This window comes from Nocardioides ginkgobilobae (genome assembly GCF_054781275.1).
On sequence record NZ_BAAGUS010000014.1, the window covers coordinates 98,096 to 114,654 of the forward strand.

General features: G+C 73.4%; 17 protein-coding genes and 1 pseudogene. 6 read left to right on the forward strand and 12 right to left on the reverse strand.

Annotated elements, in window-relative coordinates:
• Window positions 1-25 precede the first annotated feature (25 nt).
• The 4 genes from ACYVID_RS13825 (at window position 26) to ACYVID_RS13840 (ending at window position 5,415) form a co-directional block, all read left to right on the forward strand.
• Window positions 26-1,582, forward strand: coding sequence for an adenylate/guanylate cyclase domain-containing protein (locus ACYVID_RS13825; RefSeq protein WP_460737972.1), 1,557 nt, complete (start codon window positions 26-28; stop codon window positions 1,580-1,582).
• 126 nt (window positions 1,583-1,708) lie between these two features.
• Window positions 1,709-3,313, forward strand: a complete 1,605-nt coding sequence (locus ACYVID_RS13830) for a GMC family oxidoreductase (protein ID WP_460737974.1) — start codon at window positions 1,709-1,711, stop codon at window positions 3,311-3,313.
• A complete protein-coding gene (locus ACYVID_RS13835) occupies window positions 3,310-4,851 on the forward strand; it encodes an aldehyde dehydrogenase family protein (protein WP_460737976.1) in 1,542 nt (513 codons plus the stop codon). The genes ACYVID_RS13830 and ACYVID_RS13835 overlap by 4 nt, the downstream gene beginning before the upstream one ends.
• 414 nt (window positions 4,852-5,265) lie before the next feature.
• Complete coding sequence (locus tag ACYVID_RS13840; RefSeq protein ID WP_460737978.1) at window positions 5,266-5,415, forward strand: hypothetical protein; 150 nt, start codon at window positions 5,266-5,268, stop codon at window positions 5,413-5,415.
• A 111-nt stretch (window positions 5,416-5,526) separates the two neighbouring features.
• Here ACYVID_RS13840 and ACYVID_RS13845 read toward each other — a convergent pair whose 3' ends face one another.
• From ACYVID_RS13845 to ACYVID_RS13880, 8 genes and pseudogenes are all read right to left on the reverse strand, one after another.
• The gene (locus ACYVID_RS13845) at window positions 5,527-5,934 is read right to left on the reverse strand and encodes a DUF2071 domain-containing protein (protein WP_460738007.1); all 408 of its coding nucleotides are present in this window, start codon (window positions 5,932-5,934) and stop codon (window positions 5,527-5,529) included.
• Window positions 5,897-6,268 (reverse strand): annotated as a pseudogene (locus tag ACYVID_RS13850) (YqjF family protein); the annotation flags it as partial. The pseudogene ACYVID_RS13850 and the gene ACYVID_RS13845, both read right to left, overlap by 38 nt.
• A gap of 36 nt (window positions 6,269-6,304) precedes the next feature.
• Window positions 6,305-7,165 carry an FHA domain-containing protein gene (locus tag ACYVID_RS13855; RefSeq protein WP_460737980.1) on the reverse strand — a complete coding sequence of 287 codons (861 nt, stop codon included), beginning with the start codon at window positions 7,163-7,165 and terminating at the stop codon, window positions 6,305-6,307.
• Complete coding sequence (locus tag ACYVID_RS13860; protein ID WP_460737982.1) at window positions 7,162-7,431, reverse strand: hypothetical protein; 270 nt, start codon at window positions 7,429-7,431, stop codon at window positions 7,162-7,164. The genes ACYVID_RS13855 and ACYVID_RS13860 overlap by 4 nt, the downstream gene beginning before the upstream one ends.
• Window positions 7,432-7,604: 173 nt before the next feature.
• The gene (locus ACYVID_RS13865) at window positions 7,605-8,246 is read right to left on the reverse strand and encodes a DUF305 domain-containing protein (RefSeq protein WP_460737984.1); all 642 of its coding nucleotides are present in this window, start codon (window positions 8,244-8,246) and stop codon (window positions 7,605-7,607) included.
• A 91-nt stretch (window positions 8,247-8,337) separates the two neighbouring features.
• Window positions 8,338-8,811, reverse strand: coding sequence for a hypothetical protein (locus ACYVID_RS13870; RefSeq protein ID WP_460737985.1), 474 nt, complete (start codon window positions 8,809-8,811; stop codon window positions 8,338-8,340).
• Window positions 8,812-8,915: 104 nt separating this feature from the next.
• Window positions 8,916-9,773, reverse strand: a complete 858-nt coding sequence (locus tag ACYVID_RS13875; protein ID WP_460737987.1) for a F510_1955 family glycosylhydrolase — start codon at window positions 9,771-9,773, stop codon at window positions 8,916-8,918.
• The gene (locus ACYVID_RS13880; RefSeq protein WP_460737989.1) at window positions 9,770-10,081 is read right to left on the reverse strand and encodes a GNAT family N-acetyltransferase; all 312 of its coding nucleotides are present in this window, start codon (window positions 10,079-10,081) and stop codon (window positions 9,770-9,772) included. The genes ACYVID_RS13875 and ACYVID_RS13880 overlap by 4 nt, the downstream gene beginning before the upstream one ends.
• Window positions 10,082-10,149: 68 nt before the next feature.
• On the opposite strand from ACYVID_RS13880, the gene ACYVID_RS13885 reads away from it, so the two are divergent.
• Window positions 10,150-11,838 carry a CocE/NonD family hydrolase gene (locus ACYVID_RS13885; RefSeq protein WP_460737991.1) on the forward strand — a complete coding sequence of 563 codons (1,689 nt, stop codon included), beginning with the start codon at window positions 10,150-10,152 and terminating at the stop codon, window positions 11,836-11,838.
• 19 nt (window positions 11,839-11,857) lie between these two features.
• Here the strand turns inward: ACYVID_RS13885 and ACYVID_RS13890 are convergent, their stop codons facing one another.
• Genes ACYVID_RS13890 through ACYVID_RS13905 form a run of 4 tightly spaced genes read right to left on the reverse strand, consistent with a single transcriptional unit; the run spans window position 11,858 to window position 15,843 of the window.
• Window positions 11,858-12,691 carry an ABC transporter ATP-binding protein gene (locus ACYVID_RS13890; protein ID WP_460737993.1) on the reverse strand — a complete coding sequence of 278 codons (834 nt, stop codon included), beginning with the start codon at window positions 12,689-12,691 and terminating at the stop codon, window positions 11,858-11,860.
• On the reverse strand, window positions 12,688-13,740 hold the full coding sequence (locus tag ACYVID_RS13895) for a FecCD family ABC transporter permease (RefSeq protein ID WP_460737995.1): 1,053 nt from the start codon (window positions 13,738-13,740) through the stop codon (window positions 12,688-12,690). Before ACYVID_RS13895 ends, ACYVID_RS13890 begins: the two co-directional genes overlap by 4 nt.
• Entirely contained in the window at window positions 13,737-14,783 is a 1,047-nt protein-coding gene (locus tag ACYVID_RS13900; RefSeq protein WP_460737997.1) for a FecCD family ABC transporter permease, read from the reverse strand. Before ACYVID_RS13900 ends, ACYVID_RS13895 begins: the two co-directional genes overlap by 4 nt.
• 10 nt (window positions 14,784-14,793) lie before the next feature.
• A complete protein-coding gene (locus ACYVID_RS13905) occupies window positions 14,794-15,843 on the reverse strand; it encodes an iron-siderophore ABC transporter substrate-binding protein (RefSeq protein ID WP_460737999.1) in 1,050 nt (349 codons plus the stop codon).
• Between the two features lie 203 nt (window positions 15,844-16,046).
• On the opposite strand from ACYVID_RS13905, the gene ACYVID_RS13910 reads away from it, so the two are divergent.
• Window positions 16,047-16,427, forward strand: coding sequence for a hypothetical protein (locus ACYVID_RS13910; protein WP_460738001.1), 381 nt, complete (start codon window positions 16,047-16,049; stop codon window positions 16,425-16,427).
• The last annotated feature ends 132 nt before the right edge of the window (window positions 16,428-16,559 follow it).

A 16,559-nucleotide genomic window follows, 5' to 3' on the forward strand; every position in this document is an offset into this window, starting at 1 on the left:
GGGCAAAGTCGGCCACACTGGAGGGGTGATCGACGCCCTGACCCGTCGCGGGTACGCCGCGCTGGGCTCGCGCTATCCCGTCGCCGTGGTCGGCGTGACGGTGGCCGAGTCGGTCGGGATCGCGGTCATCTCGGTGGCGATCATCGCCACCTTCTACCGCCCCGACCTGGGTGCGGTGGCTGCGGTCGCGGCCGTCGGTGCGGTCGTGTCGGCCTGCTCCGTGGTGCTGGCGGCGTGGCGGGCGCGGGACGAGCGGCGGGGGCTGGGGGAGTGGATCCGGCTGACCCACCCGACCCCGCGGGAGACTGCGAAGGCGTGGGAGGTGGTGACGACGCTGACCCTGGAGCAGTACCGCCGGTCCTCGGCCGTCGTCGTGCTGCTCTCCGTCGTCCCCACGGGGCTCGCGGCCGCCGCGTGGTGGGACCTCGGCTGGGGCGGTCTCGCGGCGGTGCTGCTGGCGGGCGTGATCCCCGGGCTGTACGCGACGGTCCTGTCCTACTCCATCGGCGAACGGCTGCTGCTGCCCGTGGTCGAGCACGTGGCCTCGGCGCTGCCCGACGACTTCACGTTCTCCGCGCGGGGGCTGCCGCTGCGCAAGCGGCTGATGCTCGCGGTGCCGGCGTACACCACCACCTCCGCGGTGCTCGTGGGCGGTCTCGTGGGGCTCGGCTCCGACGACGGGTCCCCCTCGGGGCGGCTCGTACTGACCGTCGGGGTGTCGATGGCGATCGGGCTCTTCATGTCCTTCGAGCTCACCGGGCTGCTCACCGGCAGCATCACCCGTCCGCTGCTGGACGTGCGGACCCAGCTCGCGCGGGTGCGCGACGGCGACCTCGCCGCCCGGGCGCCGGTGCTCAGCAACGACGAGCTCGGCGAGCTCGCCCGCGACTTCAACACGATGGCGCGTGGCCTGGCCGAGCGCGAGGAGCTGCGCGAGCACTTCGGCACCTACGTCGACCGCGAGATCGTGCGGCTGATCCTGGCCGGCGAGGTCCCGCAGGAGGGCTTCGAGGTCGAGGTCTCGGTGCTGTTCGTCGACGTCCGCGGCTTCACGAGGTACGCCGAGCGCCGGCCGGCCGCCGAGGTCGTGGAGACCCTCAACGGACTCTTCGCGGAGATGGTGCCGGTCGTGGAGGCCTACGGCGGCCACGTCGACAAGTTCATCGGCGACGGGCTGATGGCCGTCTTCGGCGCCCCCGCCACGCAGCCCGACCACGCCGACCGTGCCCTCGACGCCGCGCGGATGATCCTCGACGCGGTGCACCTCGGCTCGACCGGCCTGCGGGTCGCCGCCGGCATCAACTCGGGCCCGGTCGTGGCCGGCCCGATCGGCGGGGCGGGACGGCTGAACTTCTCGGTCATCGGCGACGTCGTCAACGTCGCGGCCCGGGTCGAGGCCGCCACCCGCGACACGGGCGACGACGTGCTGCTCACCGCCGCCACCCGCGACCTGCTCACCCGTCCGCACGCCCTCGTCTCGCGCGGGGAGCTGGCGCTGAAGGGCAAGTCGCAGCCGGTCGAGGTGCTGGCGCCGGTCTCGACGGTCGAGCGCGACCTGGTCGCCGAGGCCAGCACGGTCTGACAAGGGTCCCTGTCCGATCGGTGGACCCACCCGACCAACCCCTGGTGATTGGAGTCACAGCGATCTAGGTTCGAGGGCACGCACCCGGCGTACGCCGGTGACAGCGATCGACACCGAGGAGGACGCGTGCCCGAGCGGGAGACCTACGACTACGTGGTGGTGGGGGCCGGCAGTGCCGGTGCCGTGGTGGCCGCCCGGCTCACCGAGAGCCCGCGCACCCGGGTGCTGCTGCTGGAGGCCGGTCCGCCGGCCAACGCCGACGAGGTGACGGTCCCCGCGGCCTTCGCCAACCTCTTCCGCACCAAGTGGGACTGGAACTACCACACCACCGAGCAGAAGCAGCTCGAGGGACGTCGCGCGCACTGGCCGCGGATGAAGGCCCTCGGCGGCTGCTCGTCGATGAACGCGATGATCTACATCCGCGGCAACCGGCACGACTTCGACACCTGGCGCGACGACTACGGCGCGACCGGTTGGGGCTACGAGGACGTGCTGCCCTACTTCGTCCGCTCCGAGGGCAACACCCGCCTCGGCGGGCCGTACCACGGCCAGGACGGCCCGCTCCACGTGGAGGACCGCGGCTACACCCACCCGCTCACCAGCATGTGGGTCGAGTCGGCGGTCGCGTCCGGCTTCAAGCCCACCGACGACTTCAACGGCGCCGAGCAGGAGGGCGCCGGGCTCTACCAGGTCACGTGCAAGAAGGGTCGTCGCTGGTCGACGGCCAAGGCCTACCTCGAGCCGGCGATGTCGCGCCCCAACCTCACGGTCCACACGGGCGCGCTGGCGCACAGGGTCGTCGTGGAGGGGGGCCGCGCGACGGGAGTGGAGTACGAGCTCGAGGGCACCCGCCGCACGGCGTTTGTCGAGGCGGAGGTCGTCCTGAGCGGCGGGGCCGTCAACAGTCCGCAGCTGCTCATGCTGTCGGGCATCGGTCCCGGCGAGCACCTGCGCGAGGTCGGGGTGGACGTGATCGTCGACCTGCCGACCGTCGGGGCCAACCTGCACGACCACCCGGCGCTGCCGATGGTCTTCCGCACCCGCGACATCGGGGACCTGCTCGACCACAACAACCTGGTGCAGTTCCTGCGGGCCAAGACCCGCGGCACCGGTCCGCTGACGTCCAACGTCGGCGAGGGCGGCGGGTTCTTCAAGACCCGCAACGAGCTGCCCGCCCCCGACCTGCAGGTGCACGTCGCGCCGAGCGCCTTCTATGCGAACGGCCTGCACGAGGCGACCGCCCGCTGCGTGACCGTGGCCCCGACGTTGGTGCACGTCGCCAGCCGCGGCTCGGTGCGCCTGCGCGGCACCGACCCGCGCTGGCACCCCGAGATCGATGCCGGCTACTACGACGACCAGGTCGACCTCGACGCGATGGTCGCCGGCATGCGGCGGCTTCTCGACACGGTGCACAGCGGCCCGCTGGCCAAGCACGTCGAGGACGGGCTGCTGCCGACCATGCGCGGCTGGGGCGTCGACCCCACCGACGCCCAGCTCGAGGCGCACCTGCGCGCCGAGACCCAGACGCTCTACCACCCGGTCGGGACCTGCGCGATGGGCTCGGACGAGCGCGCCGTCGTCGACCCCGAGCTCAAGGTGCGCGGCGTCGAGGGCCTGCGGGTCGCCGACGCCTCCGTGATGCCGATGGTCACCCGCGGCAACACCAACGCCCCCTCCATCATGATCGGCGAGAAGGCCGCCGACCTCCTGCGCGGAAGGACCGCCCGATGACCCAGCTCGACGACCGTCCCACCAGCTCGGACACCTTCACCTCGCTCAACCCCGCGACCGGCGAGGTCGTCGGCACCTACCCCGTCCACACCGCCGCCGACGTCGACGCCGCGGTCGCCCGCGCCCGCGCGTCGGCGTCCTGGTGGGAGGGGCTGGGCTTCGAGGGCCGCAAGGAGGTGCTCGACCAGTGGCGCGGAGTGCTCGCCCGCCGCGTCGCCGCCCTCGTCGACGTCGTGCACCGCGAGACCGGCAAGCCGCACGGTGACGCCCAGCTCGAGGCCGCGCTGGCCATTGACCACCTCGCCTGGATCGCCTCGCACGCCAAGAAGGTGCTCGGCCCCAAGAAGGTCTTCGCGGGTCTGCTGCTGGCCAACCAGGCGGCTTCCGTGGAGTACCGCCCGCTCGGTGTCGTCGGCGTCATCGGTCCCTGGAACTACCCCGTCTTCACGCCGATGGGCTCGATCGCCTACGCCCTCGGCGCCGGCAACACCGTGGTGTTCAAGCCCAGCGAGCTCACCCCCGGCGTCGGTCACTGGCTGGCCGACAGCCTGCGCGAGGTCGTGCCCGGCCACGACCTGCTCCAGGTCGTGACCGGCAACGGCTCGACCGGTGCCGCGCTGTGCCGTGCCGACGTCGACAAGGTCGCCTTCACCGGCTCCACGGCCACCGGCAAGCGGGTCATGGCGGCCTGCGCCGAGCGGCTCGTGCCGGTCGTCATCGAGGCCGGTGGCAAGGACGCCATGCTCGTCGACGAGGACGCCGACATCGAGGCCGCCGCCGACGCCGCTGCGTGGGGTGCCTTCTCCAACGCCGGCCAGACCTGCACCGGCATCGAGCGGGTCTACGTCCACGACAAGGTCCACGACGCTTTCCTGGACGCGCTGACCCGACGCGCGCGCGAGGTGCGCTCGGGCCACGACCCGGCCGCGAACTACGGCCCGATGACCATGCCGTCCCAGCTCGACGTCGTACGCCGTCACGTCGACGACGCGATCGCCAAGGGCGGCCGCGCGGTGGTCGGCGGGCCCGAGGCGGTGGGTGACCGGTTCGTCCAGCCGACCGTGCTCGTCGACGTGCCCGAGGACTCCGAGGCCGTGTGCGAGGAGACCTTCGGCCCGACCGTCGTGGTCAACCGTGTGCGGTCGATGGACGAGGCGATCGAGCGGGTCAACGTCGGGAAGTACGGCCTGGGCTCGTCGGTCTTCTCCGCCTCCCGCGGCGAGGAGATCGCGCGGCGACTGCGCACGGGCATGACCGCGATCAACTCGGTCATCTCCTTCGCCGCCGTCCCGGGCCTGCCCTTCGGCGGCGTCGGCGACTCCGGCTTCGGCCGGATCCACGGCCCCGACGGGCTGCGGGAGTTCTGCTACGCCAAGGCGGTCACCCGCACGCGGTTCAAGGCGCCGCTCAACCTCACCACCTTCGAGCGGACCCCCGAGCAGGACGCCCAGGTCGCCACCCTCCTCGCCGTGCTGCACGGCCGGGCCACCCAGCTGCCCAAGCGGCCGCTGCGGGTGAGGCGGCACAAGAACCTCTGAGGCACGCGGCACGGGGTAGGTCGGGCGTGGCCGGGTTTGTCGGTTACCCGACAGACCCGGCCACGGGACGACGGAGTTTCGTCGTGGGGCTTCCGGATCCTGACGTCACCCGACGAATCTCGCGGAGGTCGCGCGGCCGGGTTTGTCGGCTCCCCGACAGACCCGGCCATGCGACGACAGAGTTTCGTCGTGGCGCTCCCGGGTCCTGACGTCACCCGACAAATCTCGCGGCACCGGGCTGCAGCCGCACCGCCCCGGCCCTGGCAGAGTCGCCGTCATGCCTTCCGGTGAGGGGACCAGCCCGCTGACGACGTACGACGTGGGGCGCGTGCGCGCGTAATTCCCCGGGATCCGTGAGGAGCTGGCCCGCTTCGACTCGCCCGGCGGGTCGCTCGTCGCGCGGCCGACCGCGGGGTGGTCGCGCCGCACTCGTCGTTCTACGCGCTGGAGGCCTCACGGGCACTGGGCCTCGGGGACGCCGGCGGGGTGCGGGTCGGGCTCGCGGCGTACACCACCCGCGACGAGGTCGACCGCCTCCTGACCGGGCTCGCCAGCCTCGGCTGACCGTCTCCCGTCGCGCCGGCGCGACGGGACGTCATACGACCTGCCGTGGGGGACGTCCTGCCCGTATGACGTCCCCGCGCGGCGGGGCGGCGGGTGCGCGAGGCACAGCACTCAGCGGCGAGGGAAGGTGAAGACCGTGTGCACCCCGGGGCTGAAGGCGACGTGGTCCGGGGGCCGCTCGGCGAGTCCGGGGAACCCGGCGACGGCCAGGAGCGAGTCGTCGAGGGAGACCAGCCGGGCCTCGTGCAGCGGCCAGGGGTCGTGGGCGTTGCGGACGTAGAGGCCCTGCCGCGCGACGGTGGTGTGCAGCGCCCACCGGGCGGTGAGGAAGACGTCGAGCGGGGTGGGGGCGCGGCGCCCCCCGACCTGGAGCTCGATCCGGGTGGCGGCCGGTCCGCCGGGGGGGCGCGGGCCAGCGCACCGTGGAGGCCCAGGTGTGCCGGGTGCCGCCGGCGACGGGTCGGTGGGTGTGCCGCATGCGGGCCCAGCGGTACGGCGTGCCGAACCCGAGCCGGGCAGCGGCGGTGACGACCAGCCGGTCGCAGTCGAGGCTGAGGAAGACCACCCCGCGGCGGCCCTGCTCGTCGACGGAGTAGACCCGGACGTTGGTCTCCAGGAACGTGCCGAGCCACGGGACCGCTGGGCCGCGGCCGAGCCCGGCGTCGACCATGGTGAACGGCACGAGCCCGACATAGGTGCGCCCGTCGAGGGTGTCGGGTCGCACCCCGCGCGGCAGCAGCGGAGCGACCTGCTCGGGGTCGACGGCCCAGTGCACGAAGCCGACGTCGCGCCAGTCCTGCGACATCAGCGCCCGCCCGGGCAGCGGCGGCGGCCGGTCGTCAGGGCGGGGCATGCGGGAGGGCTGGGACGGCAGGGCGCTCACGCCGGGTCAGCCCTCCCCGCGGATCAGCCGGAGCCGCTCGGGCTGGGGGCGCTGGTGGCCGAGCTCGCCGCCGATCCGTCCGCCGTAGGGACGGCCGTGGTCGGCGTACTCCTCGCGCGCGAAGGCCAGGCAGTGCTCCCCGAGCTCCAGGCGCGTGCCGGTGCGCAGCAGGCCCTGCTGCACCCGGGCGCCGTGCACGCGGACCTCCCCGTCGACGGCCTCGGCCACGAACTCGTCGTCGTCGTCGTGCACGACCAGGCAGTGGTGGGCAGCCAGGCCGGGCAGCCGGATGTGGCAGTCCTCGGCGGAGCCGATGAGGAAGGTGTCGCCGCAGTCGCCGGCGAGGGAGTAGATCGTGCGCCGTGTGTCGGGGCCGGCGAGGTCGGGCACGACCACGAGCCGCGGGCTGCCGCCGCGGGCCGGGTCGTGGGTGCCGGTGACGTGCCGGGGCCGGGCGCCGAAGGTCGGCAGGAGCGGCGAGAGGGTCGGCGGCGGTGCCGAGAGCAGGCTGGGGAGGACCGGCTCGCGGCCCTGGGCGCGCGCCTGGGCGGCGGTCCAGAGGCCGCGGAGGCTGCCGACGCGCAGGTGGCGCGAGCGGGTCAGCCGGCGCTGCCACCAGGGGGCGCGCACGTCGCCGAGGCGCACCAGCGTGGAGCGCCCGTCGGTGACGCGGACCTCGAGCCGGCGGGCGGCGAGCTCGTCGGCGACGTACCGCACGGCCGCGGCGTCACCGGCGCCGGCGAAGGCGCCCGGGTCGTCGATGCGCAGGGTGAGCACCTGGCCGCTGCCGGTGAGGTGCCCGTCGATCCGCTGGCCGTCGGCATCCTCCACGCGGAAGCAGAGGTCGGCCTCGACCGAGGTCCTCACGACCGGTCCGTGGTGCCGCGGGTGGTGTTGTCGGAGGTGGAGACGGCGATGGTGCCGGAGAGCTTCCAGGTCGCGCGGGGCGAGGTCGGGCCGGTGTCGCGCGGGACCTCGATGACGACGTCGTCGAGGTGGTAGCGGATCTCGGCCTCGCGGCCGGTGAGGAAGTCCCACATCTTGCGGCCGAGCGCGGTCCAGTCGACGACGTCCTCGTCGGGGGTGCCGTCGATGGACTGCCGGTCGATGTGGATCTGGGGTGCCTGGGTCATGACTGCCTCCGGAGGTTGATATCTCAACAGTATGTTGAGATCAGTCACTCCACCATGAACCTGCTGTTGAGGTCCTGCCTCACATGCAGGGGTGAGGCCCCGGGGTCGGGCGGGGTACGCCGAGCGGGCAGCTCTTCCACGAAGCCCTGCCCGCTCGGCCACCCTCGTGACGATCAGCCCTCGAGCAGGGCCTCCATCTCGGCGATCTCGGCCTCCTGGGCCTCGATGATCTCCTCGGCGAGCGCGACGGCCTCGTCGTACTCGCCCTCGGCGACCTCGACCTCGGCCATCTCCACGGCGCCCTCGTGGTGCTCGATCATCATCGAGAGCCACATCTGCTCGAAGGCGGAGCCCTCGGCGGCCTCGAGGTCGGCCATGTCCTCGGCGCTCATCATCCCGGTCATGCCGTCCATCTCGCCCATGTCGTCCATGTCCCCGTGGTCCATGTCGCCGTGGTCCATGTCGGACATGTCGCCCGAGCCCATGCCGTTCATGTCCCCGAGGTCCGGGACCGGCTGGTCCCACTCCTCGAGCCAGCCGGTCATCAGCTCGATCTCGGGTCCCTGGGCGTCCTCGATGCGCTCCATCAGGTCGGCGGTCTCAGGGGAGATGTCGCGGCCGTCGGCCATGTCGACCATCACCAGCGCCTGGGCGTGGTGCGGGATCATCCCGGTCGCGAAGTCGACGTCGGCGGCGTTGAACTCGGCGTCGGCCGGGATGTCGGCACCGGTGTCGTCCTCGCCGCCGCAGGCGGTCAGCAGGAGGGGCGAGCCCAGGGCCAGGGCCAGGGCGGCGAAGCGGGTGCGTGCGTGCATGGTGGTTCCTTCCGTGCAGGTCTGTCGTGTGCGGGTGCTGGGTGCGTGGGGGCCGCGGCGTCCCGTGCGGGCGCGGCCGGCTCGTCGCTGATCAGCAGCGCAGGACCGACAGGGCGTGCAGGTCGGGTGGACGCAGGACGCGCCGCACCGCGTCCCACGGGAGCACGGGCGCGGGCAGGTCGAGCCGCAGGACCGAGGACCGCCGCCAGCCGAGGCCCAGGAGCAGCAGCCCCGCGACGGTCAGCAGCACCGTCAGGCACAGGGTCATGAGCACCTCGGCCACCTGCCGCGGCAGGGGGCCCGCGGTGTCGCCGGCGCACGAGCCCGGGCAGGGCGCGCCAGCAGCGTCGGCGTACGTCGCCTGGCCCGCGAGGCCGTGGGGACCGGCCGAGGTCTGCACGGCCGCGTCGTGCGAGGACCCGGCGTGCACGGCCGGGTCGTGCGCGGGCCCGGTGTGCGCGAGCCCGGCGTGCGCAGGCCCGGCGTGAGCGCTGTGCCCCCCGACGCCGTGCATCAGCAGCAGCCCGAGGAGGGCTGCGGCGACAGCGAGGGCGCGACGGCTCACGACTCCATTGAAGCGTGCGGGACAACCCGCGGCGAGGGACCTCCGACCCCCTCTCACCCGCGGGTCCGGGTCGTGCGACCGATGTTGCCGGGACCCGGTACGGCTCACCAGCCGGGGACCGGCTCCAGGGTCGCCCCACGGTCGGTGCTGCGCTGCAGCCCCTGCCCGTCGAGGACCCACACGGTGTCGTCGGGCCCGACCGTCATCGCCTGCAGCTCCTCGCCGGCCCGGCCGCCCGCGGCTTCCCAGGACCCCTCGCCGAGCCCGACCTGCAACGACCCGTCGGCGGCCACGCCCACGACCGTGCCGTCGGTGAAGAAGTCGACCAGCAGCAGCCGGGGTGCGTCCGGCACGGGCTCGAAGGTGCGGCCGCCGTCCTCGCTCGCCACCAGCACGCCCTGTCCGGTGGTGCCGAGGAAGCGCTCGGAGCGGGGGTCGGCGGCGAGGTCGAGGAAGCCGGCCGGCGCGTCGAAGTCCTCCCACTGCTCACCGTCCGGGCTCAGGCGCAGCTGGCCGGTGGCGGCGTCGTACCCCACGATCCCGTCCTCGTCGGCGGCCAGCGCGTGGAAGTCGGCCTCCCCGGACAGTGACACCGGCTCCCAGGTGCGACCGCCGTCCGTGGAGGAGACCAGTCCCACCGAGGAGGGGCCGTCCTCGCCACGGCCCGGGTGCCCGGAGCCGTAGAAGGTGCCGCCGGGGCCGACGGTGAAGCCCATGAAGTCGGCGTTGCTCTCGCTGACCCGTTCGACACCGGACTCCGTCCACACGCCGAAGCCCTCGTGGGTGGCGACGAAGACGCGGCCCGGGTCCTCGGGGTCGACCGCCAGGCCGTGCGTGTGCGTGACGTCGAGGGGCTCGCCCGGGCCGGCCTCAGGGGCCTCGGAGCAGGCACCGAGCACCAGGAGCGGCCCCAGGAGGGGGACGACCCGGAGGGCGCGGCGCGCGGGCCGGGCGGCGCTCACCGCTCGCGGGCGCCGTACAGCAGGTCGGCGTAGTCGGGGTGCTTGTCGATCCAGCCCTTGATGAACGGGCAGGTGGCGATGACCTTGCGCGGGCCCAGGGGCTCCTCGCCGGCCCGCACCGCGTCGAGCGCGCCGCGGGCCAGGGCGGAGCCGACACCCCTGCCCTCGAACGCGGGGTCGACCTCGGTGTGGGTGAAGACGATCAGCCCCTCGGCCAGCTGGTACTCCGCGAAGCCGGCCAGCCCTCCGTCGAGATGGGCCTCGAACCGGCTCTGGTCGGGTGCGTGCGAGACGGCGACGTCGCTCATGCCGCCACGGTACCCAGCCCGGCGTGCCTCGAGGCGTGCCCTGGACGGCCGGGCGTCGTTGACCCGGCATGCGTCGTACGCCGCTCGCCACCGCCCTGCTCTCCCTGGCCGCCGTCCCCCTGCTCCTCCCCGCGCTCACCCACGCGCCGGCGCAGGCGGCCGAGCGCGAGGACGCGACCTGGACCGAGGTGTACTTCCAGACCCCCGACGGCACCACGCTGCACGCCGACGTCCTGCGCCCCGCGGGGCTCGCCGACGACGTGGAGACCCCGGTCGTCCTCACCGTCAGCCCCTACACCAGCCACTCCGGGGGCGTCTCGGCCCCCGACCCGATGGGCGAGCCCCCGAGCGAGCGGTTCTACGACTTCCTCGACCTCACCGGCGCGCTGGACGAGGGCTACACCTACGTGATGGTCGACCTGCCCGGCACCGGGGGCAGCGGCGGCTGCAACGACTGGGGCGGGCCGGCCGAGCAGGGTGCGGTCGAGGCGGCCGTGGAGTGGGCCGCGGACCAGCCGTGGTCGACCGGCAAGGTCGCGCTCATCGGCAAGTCCTACGACGCCTGGACCGGGCTGATGGGTGTCTCGCGGCGCCCCGACGGACTCGAGGCCGTGATCGCGATGGAGCCGGTCTTCTCGGGCTACTCCTACCTCTACAACCGCGGCGTGCGCTTCGCGAACTCCGTCGGCACCCCGGTGGTCTTCCAGGCCAACGACCTGTTCCCCGGCTCGCTGGCCGATTCCCCGGAGTACCAGCTGACCGGTGCGCCCCTCACCCCGTGCCACGCGCTCAACATCGGCCAGCAGCAGGACGACGTGGAGGGCTCGGCGTTCTGGGTCGAGCGCGACCTCGTGCCGACCTCCCGCGGGTCGCGGCTGCCGGTGCTGCTGACCCAGGGCTTCCTGGAGACCAACACCAAGCCCGACCGCGCCTTCGACTACTGGTCCGGGCTGCGCGGGCGGCACAACATCGGTTGGTTCGGGCAGTTCGACCACGTCCGCGGGTGGGAGACCGACGCCGAGGGGCGCCCGCAGGTCGGACGCGACCCGATGGTCTTCGCCCGGCAGGTCGAGGCCTTCCTCGACAAGCACCTGCTCGGTGAGCGCGGCCGGTCCGTGCGGGCGGCCCGGCCCGGCGTCCAGGTCCAGGACAACCTCGGCCGCTGGCGCCGCGAGGCGGTCTGGCCGCCCAGCGACGTCCGCTCCCTGCGCACGGTGCTGAACACCGGCTCGTACGCCGACGACGGGGCCAACACCGCCACCGGACCCGACGCGGGTCAGGGTGTCTGGTCGGTCTCCGCGCCGCTGCGCCGCCCGGCCTGGATCGCCGGCGAGCCGCGGCTGGACGTCAGCGTCACCACGACCCTGCCCCGGGCGAACCTCGTCGCGCTCGTCTACGACATCGCCCCCGACGGCACCGCCACGGTGATCAGCCGGGGCACCCAGCTCGTGCGGGACGCCGGCTCTACGTCGTACTCCCTGCCGCTCTACGGCCAGGACTGGCGCCTGGCCCGCGGCCATCGGATCGGGGTGCTGCTCAGCGGCGCCGACGCCGGGTGGTGGGTGCACACCCCCACCGGCAGCGACGTGGTCGTCGACGAGGCGGCGATCCGCCTGCCGTTCCTCACCCGCGAGCGCAGCCGCTTCCTGGCGGGCGGCTCGACCCCGCGGCTCGAGGAGCACCTGGCCGACACCGCCACGGTCCCGGCCGAGGTGCTGGACGAGCCGGTCCGGTTCCGGGTGGCGCGGCTGCGCTGACGCTCTCGCCGGGCTGCGCTCAGCAGACCCGGTCCAGCACGTGGTGCCGCCCGATCGGCAGCACGATCGGCTTGCCCGAGACCGGGTCCTCGACCACCTGGGACTCCATGCCGAAGACGTCACGCACGACGTCTGCGGTCAGCACCTCGGCCGGGATGCCGTTCGCGTGGACGCGGCCGGCGCGCACGGCGACCAGGTGGTCGGCGTACCTCGCGGCGAGGTTGAGGTCGTGCAGGACCATGACGATGGTCGTCCCGCGTTGCCGGTTGAGGTCGGTCAGCAGGTCCAGCACGTCGATCTGGTGGCTCACGTCGAGGAACGTCGTGGGCTCGTCGAGCAGCAGCAGGTCGGTCTGCTGGGCCAGCGCCATCGCGATCCAGACCCGCTGGCGCTGCCCGCCGGAGAGCTCGTCGACGCAGCGGTCGGCGAGCGCCGCGGTGTCGGTGAGGCGGAGCGCCTCGGCGACCGCCTCCTCGTCCGCCGCCGTCCACCGCGCGAGCACGCCCTGGTGCGGGTGGCGGCCACGCGCAACCAGGTCGGCCACCACGATCCCCTCCGGCGCGATAGGGGACTGCGGCAGCAGGCCCAGGGTGCGTGCCACCTGCTTGGTGGGCAGCGCGTGGAGGTCCCTGCCGTCGAGCACGACGTGGCCCGCGCGCGGCTTCAGCAGCCGGGCCATCGCGCGCAGCAGGGTCGACTTGCCGCAGGCGTTGGCGCCGACGATGCAGGTGATCCGGCCCGGCGCCACGTCGAGGTCGACGTCCTGGACGACGGTGCGCTCGCCGTACCCGAGAGTGACACCCTCGACCCTCAACCGGTGGCGTGGGGCGGTGGCGGTGGGGGAGTCGGTCACAGCGAGCCTCCGGCGCGGTGGGTGCGGACGAGCAGGTAGACGAGGTACGGCGCTCCGAGCACGCCCGTGACGACCCCGACCGGGTAGCGGGCGTCGAAGGCGAACTGCCCGGCCAGGTCGGCGGCGAGCACGAGGATCGCGCCGACCAGGGCAGCCGGGACCATGAGCGAGCCGCCCGGCCCGACCACGCGTGCGGCGATCGGCCCGGCGAGGAACGCCACGAACGCGATCGGCCCTGAGGCGGCCGTGGCGAAGGCGATGAGCACGACCGCGGTCACGATGCAGAGCAGCCGGGTGCGCTCGACGCGGACGCCGAGCGCGGCGGCGGAGTCGTCCCCGTGCTGGAGCAGCTCGAGGTTCCTGGCCTGGCGCAGCAGGAGGGGCGCGACCACCACGAGGGCCAGCGCGAGCGGGCGGACCTGCTCCCAGGTGGCGTTGTTGAGCGAGCCGGTCAGCCAGCGCATCGCGACCTGGAGGTCCCACTGGGCGGCGCGCACGATGACGTAGGCGACGACGCTGTCGAGCATCGCGGCGATGCCGATGCCGATCAGCACCAGCCGCGTCCCGACGACCCCGTCCTTGAAGGCCAGCAGGTAGATCAGCAGCGCGGTCGCGAGGGCGGCGGTGATGGCCACGACCGATGTCATCGTCTCGGACAGCTCGAGCAGGACGAGGCCGACGACGGCTGCGGCGCTCGCGCCAGAGCTGATGCCGATGACGTCGGGTGCGGCGAGGGGGTTGCGCAGCATCGTCTGGAAGGTGACGCCGCCCAGGCCGAAGGCGATCCCGACCAGCAGCGCCATGGTGGCGCGCGGAAGCCGCAGGACACCGACGGTGAAGGAGGCGCCGGGCACCGTCTCCCCGCGCACCACCGCCCACACCTCGGTCGGGCTGTAGAAGGTGTTGCCGACCATCAGGCTGGTGCAGAACAGGGCGACCACGAGCAGCGCGAGCACCGCCACCACGGTCCCGCGGCGGCGACGTCGCGCGCGACGGCCACGCGTGACGTCGGCGGCCGTGAGCCCGGTGGGGTCGAGCAGGGAGGTCACAACGCACGCACCTTCTGTCGTCGCACGATCCAGATGAAGACGGGGGCGCCGAGCAGCGCGGTCACGATGCCGACGTCGAGCTCGGCCGGCCGCGCCACCAGTCGCCCCACGACGTCGGCGGCGGTGAGCAGCGTGGCCCCGGCGACGGCGGAGAACGGCAGCAGCCACCGGTGGTCGGTGCCGACGAGCAGCCGGCACAGGTGCGGCACCGCCAGGCCGACGAACCCGATCGGGCCGGCCACGGCGGTGGCGGCGCCGGCCAGGGTGATCGCCCCGACGGCGGCCAGGAGCCGGGTGCGGCCGACCTTCTGGCCCAGTCCTCGGGCCAGTTCGTCGCCGAGCGCCAGGGAGTCCAACCCCCGTGCCGCGGCGAAGGACACCAGGGCGCCGACGACCAGGAACGGCAGCACCTGCAGGGTCCTGGCGGTCTCTGCACCCCCGACGCCGCCGATCTGCCAGAACCGGAAGGAGTCCATGACGTCGATGCGGGGCAGCAGGATCGCGCTGATGAGCGAGGTGGACGCAGCCGACGTGGCCGCGCCGGCCAGCGCCAGCTTGAGGGGCGTCGCGCCGCCCCGGCCGAGCGAGCCGACGGCGTACACGAAGGTGGCGGCGCAGGCCGCCCCCGCGATCGCGACCCAGGTGTAGGAGGTGGGGTCGGAGAGGCCGAGGAAGGCGATGCCCGAGACCACGAAGAGCGCTGCCCCGGTGGTGACGCCCAGGATGCCGGGGTCGGCCAGGGGGTTGCGGGTCACGCCCTGCATCACGGCGCCCGACACCCCCAGGGCCGCGCCGACGAGCATGGCCAGCACCGTGCGAGGCACCCGCTGGGCGACGGCGGCCTCGGCGATGGTCGCGGTGTTGCCGGTGACGCCCGACCAGATGTCCTGGAGCCCCACGGCGCGCACCCCGAAGGCGACCGAGGCCGCGCCGGAGAGCGCGAGCAGGGCCAGGCCGAGGAGCACCCACAGGGCGCGCGCCGGCACCGGCCGCCGCAGGGAGGCGGCGGCCGGTGCCGACGGGTCGCTGTCGAGGAGCGTCACGACGGGCGGCTCAGCCCTCGAGGGGCGCGGCGAGCAGGTCGAGGTAGTCGTCGAGGTTGAACGTGATCGACAGCGGGGTCGGGTTCGCGGCGGCGGCCAGCGGGGTCGCGTCGGGCAGGACGGCGATCGCACCGTCGCGCACGGCGGGGATCTTCGAGAGCAGCGGGTCCGAGCGCACCTCGTCGACGAAGGCCTCGTCGCCGTACGTCACGAGCAGGTCGACGTCGTCGAACGCGTCCGCCTGCTCGGCGCTCACCGTCGTGTAGAACTCGTCGGTCCCCTCGGAGGCCTCGGCGACCAGGTCGGGGGTGTCCATGCCGTAGGCGGTGAGGAAGGCGGGACGGGTGTCGAGGCTGGTGTAGAAACCGACCTGGCTCAGGTCGGTGGGGTCGAGGTAGCTGAAGACGACCTTCTTGTCCGCCAGCACCTCGTGCTCGGCGAAGGCCTCGGTCACCGTGGAGTCGAGCTCCTGGACCAGGGCCTCGCCCTCCTCGGCCAGGCCGATGGCCTGGGAGTTCATCCGGATCATGTCCTGGTAGGAGGTGCCCCAGGCGTTCTCGGGGAAGGCGACGACCGGCGCGATCTGCGACAGCGTGTCGTACTCCTCCTGCGTGAGGCCGGAGTACGACGCCAGGATCACGTCCGGCGCGGTGTCGGCCACCGCCTCGAAGTCGATCCCCTCGGTCTCGTCGAACAGGACCGGGGTCTCGGCCCCCAGCTCCTCGAGCTCGGCCTCGACCCAGGGGAGCACGCCGTCGCCGTCGTCGTCGCCCCACGTGGCCTTGCTCATCCCGACCGGGACCACGCCGAGCGCGAGGGGGACCTCGTGGTTCATCCAGGCAACCGAGGCGACCCGTTCGGGGCGCTCCTCGATGACGGTCTCGCCGTAGGCGTGTTCGATCGTGACGGGGAAGGCGTCGGTCCCGTCAACCTCGCTCCCGGCAGCGGGACTGCCGGCGGGATCCACGGCTGACGAGCCGTCGTCGGTGCCGCAGGCGGCGAGCAACAGGGACACGACGCCGGCGGCGGCGAGCGGTCGCAGGGCGTGGGTGGGGCGCATGGGGTTCTCCTCGGCAGGCTCAGAATAGGTAAGGCAAACCTAAATGAGGGTGCCCTTAGTCCGGCAAGCGGGGTCCGGATCGCGGTCTGGACCGGCCGGCGGGTCTCGTTGAGACCCGCACCCCCGGGGGTGTCTACTGAGAGATGGCCGGTTCCATGGGGGTGGACGCCTGGCCAGCACTGCAACACCAGGGGAGGGTCCGGATGGACCTCGTCGACGTTCCTGCCAGCACTCAGCAGCTCGACCAGCACGAGCACCTCGACGTGCCGCACCGCCTCATCGGCGCCCGGCGGCCGCTCGAGCCGGGCCAGGTCGTGGTCCTGCGCGACCTCGACGGTCACCACCGGTGGGCCGCGGTCGACGGACTGCGCTTCACCGACACCGAGACGATCTACGAGATCCAGCTCGGGCACCCGATGCCGGTCGAGCGCGCGGTCGAGGTCGGTGCGTACGACGACCGCCCGCGCACCCGCCCGTTCCTGCGCGGCAGCGACGTCGCCCGCATGCTCGAGGGGCTGCGCGAGCAGCAGGAGCGTGCGCGTGCCGACGTACTGCGCCGGCGCGCCCACCTGCGCCCGGCCTGAGCCTCGATCCGTAAGTTCTTGGCTGGCCCGGGAGGGTCGGGTGTGGCTGAGCCTTGATCGCCTTGCTGGTGGCTCCGGTGGATTGGCCGCCCGGCTTCTCCTGGGGCGCCTTGGCTGCTGATTGAGATGCGC

Bases quoted from the DNA above. Each gene is read 5' to 3' on its own strand.
- ACYVID_RS13885 (WP_460737991.1), top strand. From the start codon at position 10,150: ATGCGTCGTACGCCGCTCGCCACCGCCCTGCTCTCCCTGGCCGCCGTC.
- ACYVID_RS13860 (WP_460737982.1), bottom strand. From the start codon at position 7,431: ATGACCCAGGCACCCCAGATCCACATCGACCGGCAGTCCATCGACGGC.
- ACYVID_RS13905 (WP_460737999.1), bottom strand. From the start codon at position 15,843: ATGCGCCCCACCCACGCCCTGCGACCGCTCGCCGCCGCCGGCGTCGTG.
- ACYVID_RS13835 (WP_460737976.1), top strand. From the start codon at position 3,310: ATGACCCAGCTCGACGACCGTCCCACCAGCTCGGACACCTTCACCTCG.
- ACYVID_RS13865 (WP_460737984.1), bottom strand. From the start codon at position 8,246: ATGCACGCACGCACCCGCTTCGCCGCCCTGGCCCTGGCCCTGGGCTCG.
- ACYVID_RS13910 (WP_460738001.1), top strand. From the start codon at position 16,047: ATGGACCTCGTCGACGTTCCTGCCAGCACTCAGCAGCTCGACCAGCAC.
- ACYVID_RS13880 (WP_460737989.1), bottom strand. From the start codon at position 10,081: ATGAGCGACGTCGCCGTCTCGCACGCACCCGACCAGAGCCGGTTCGAG.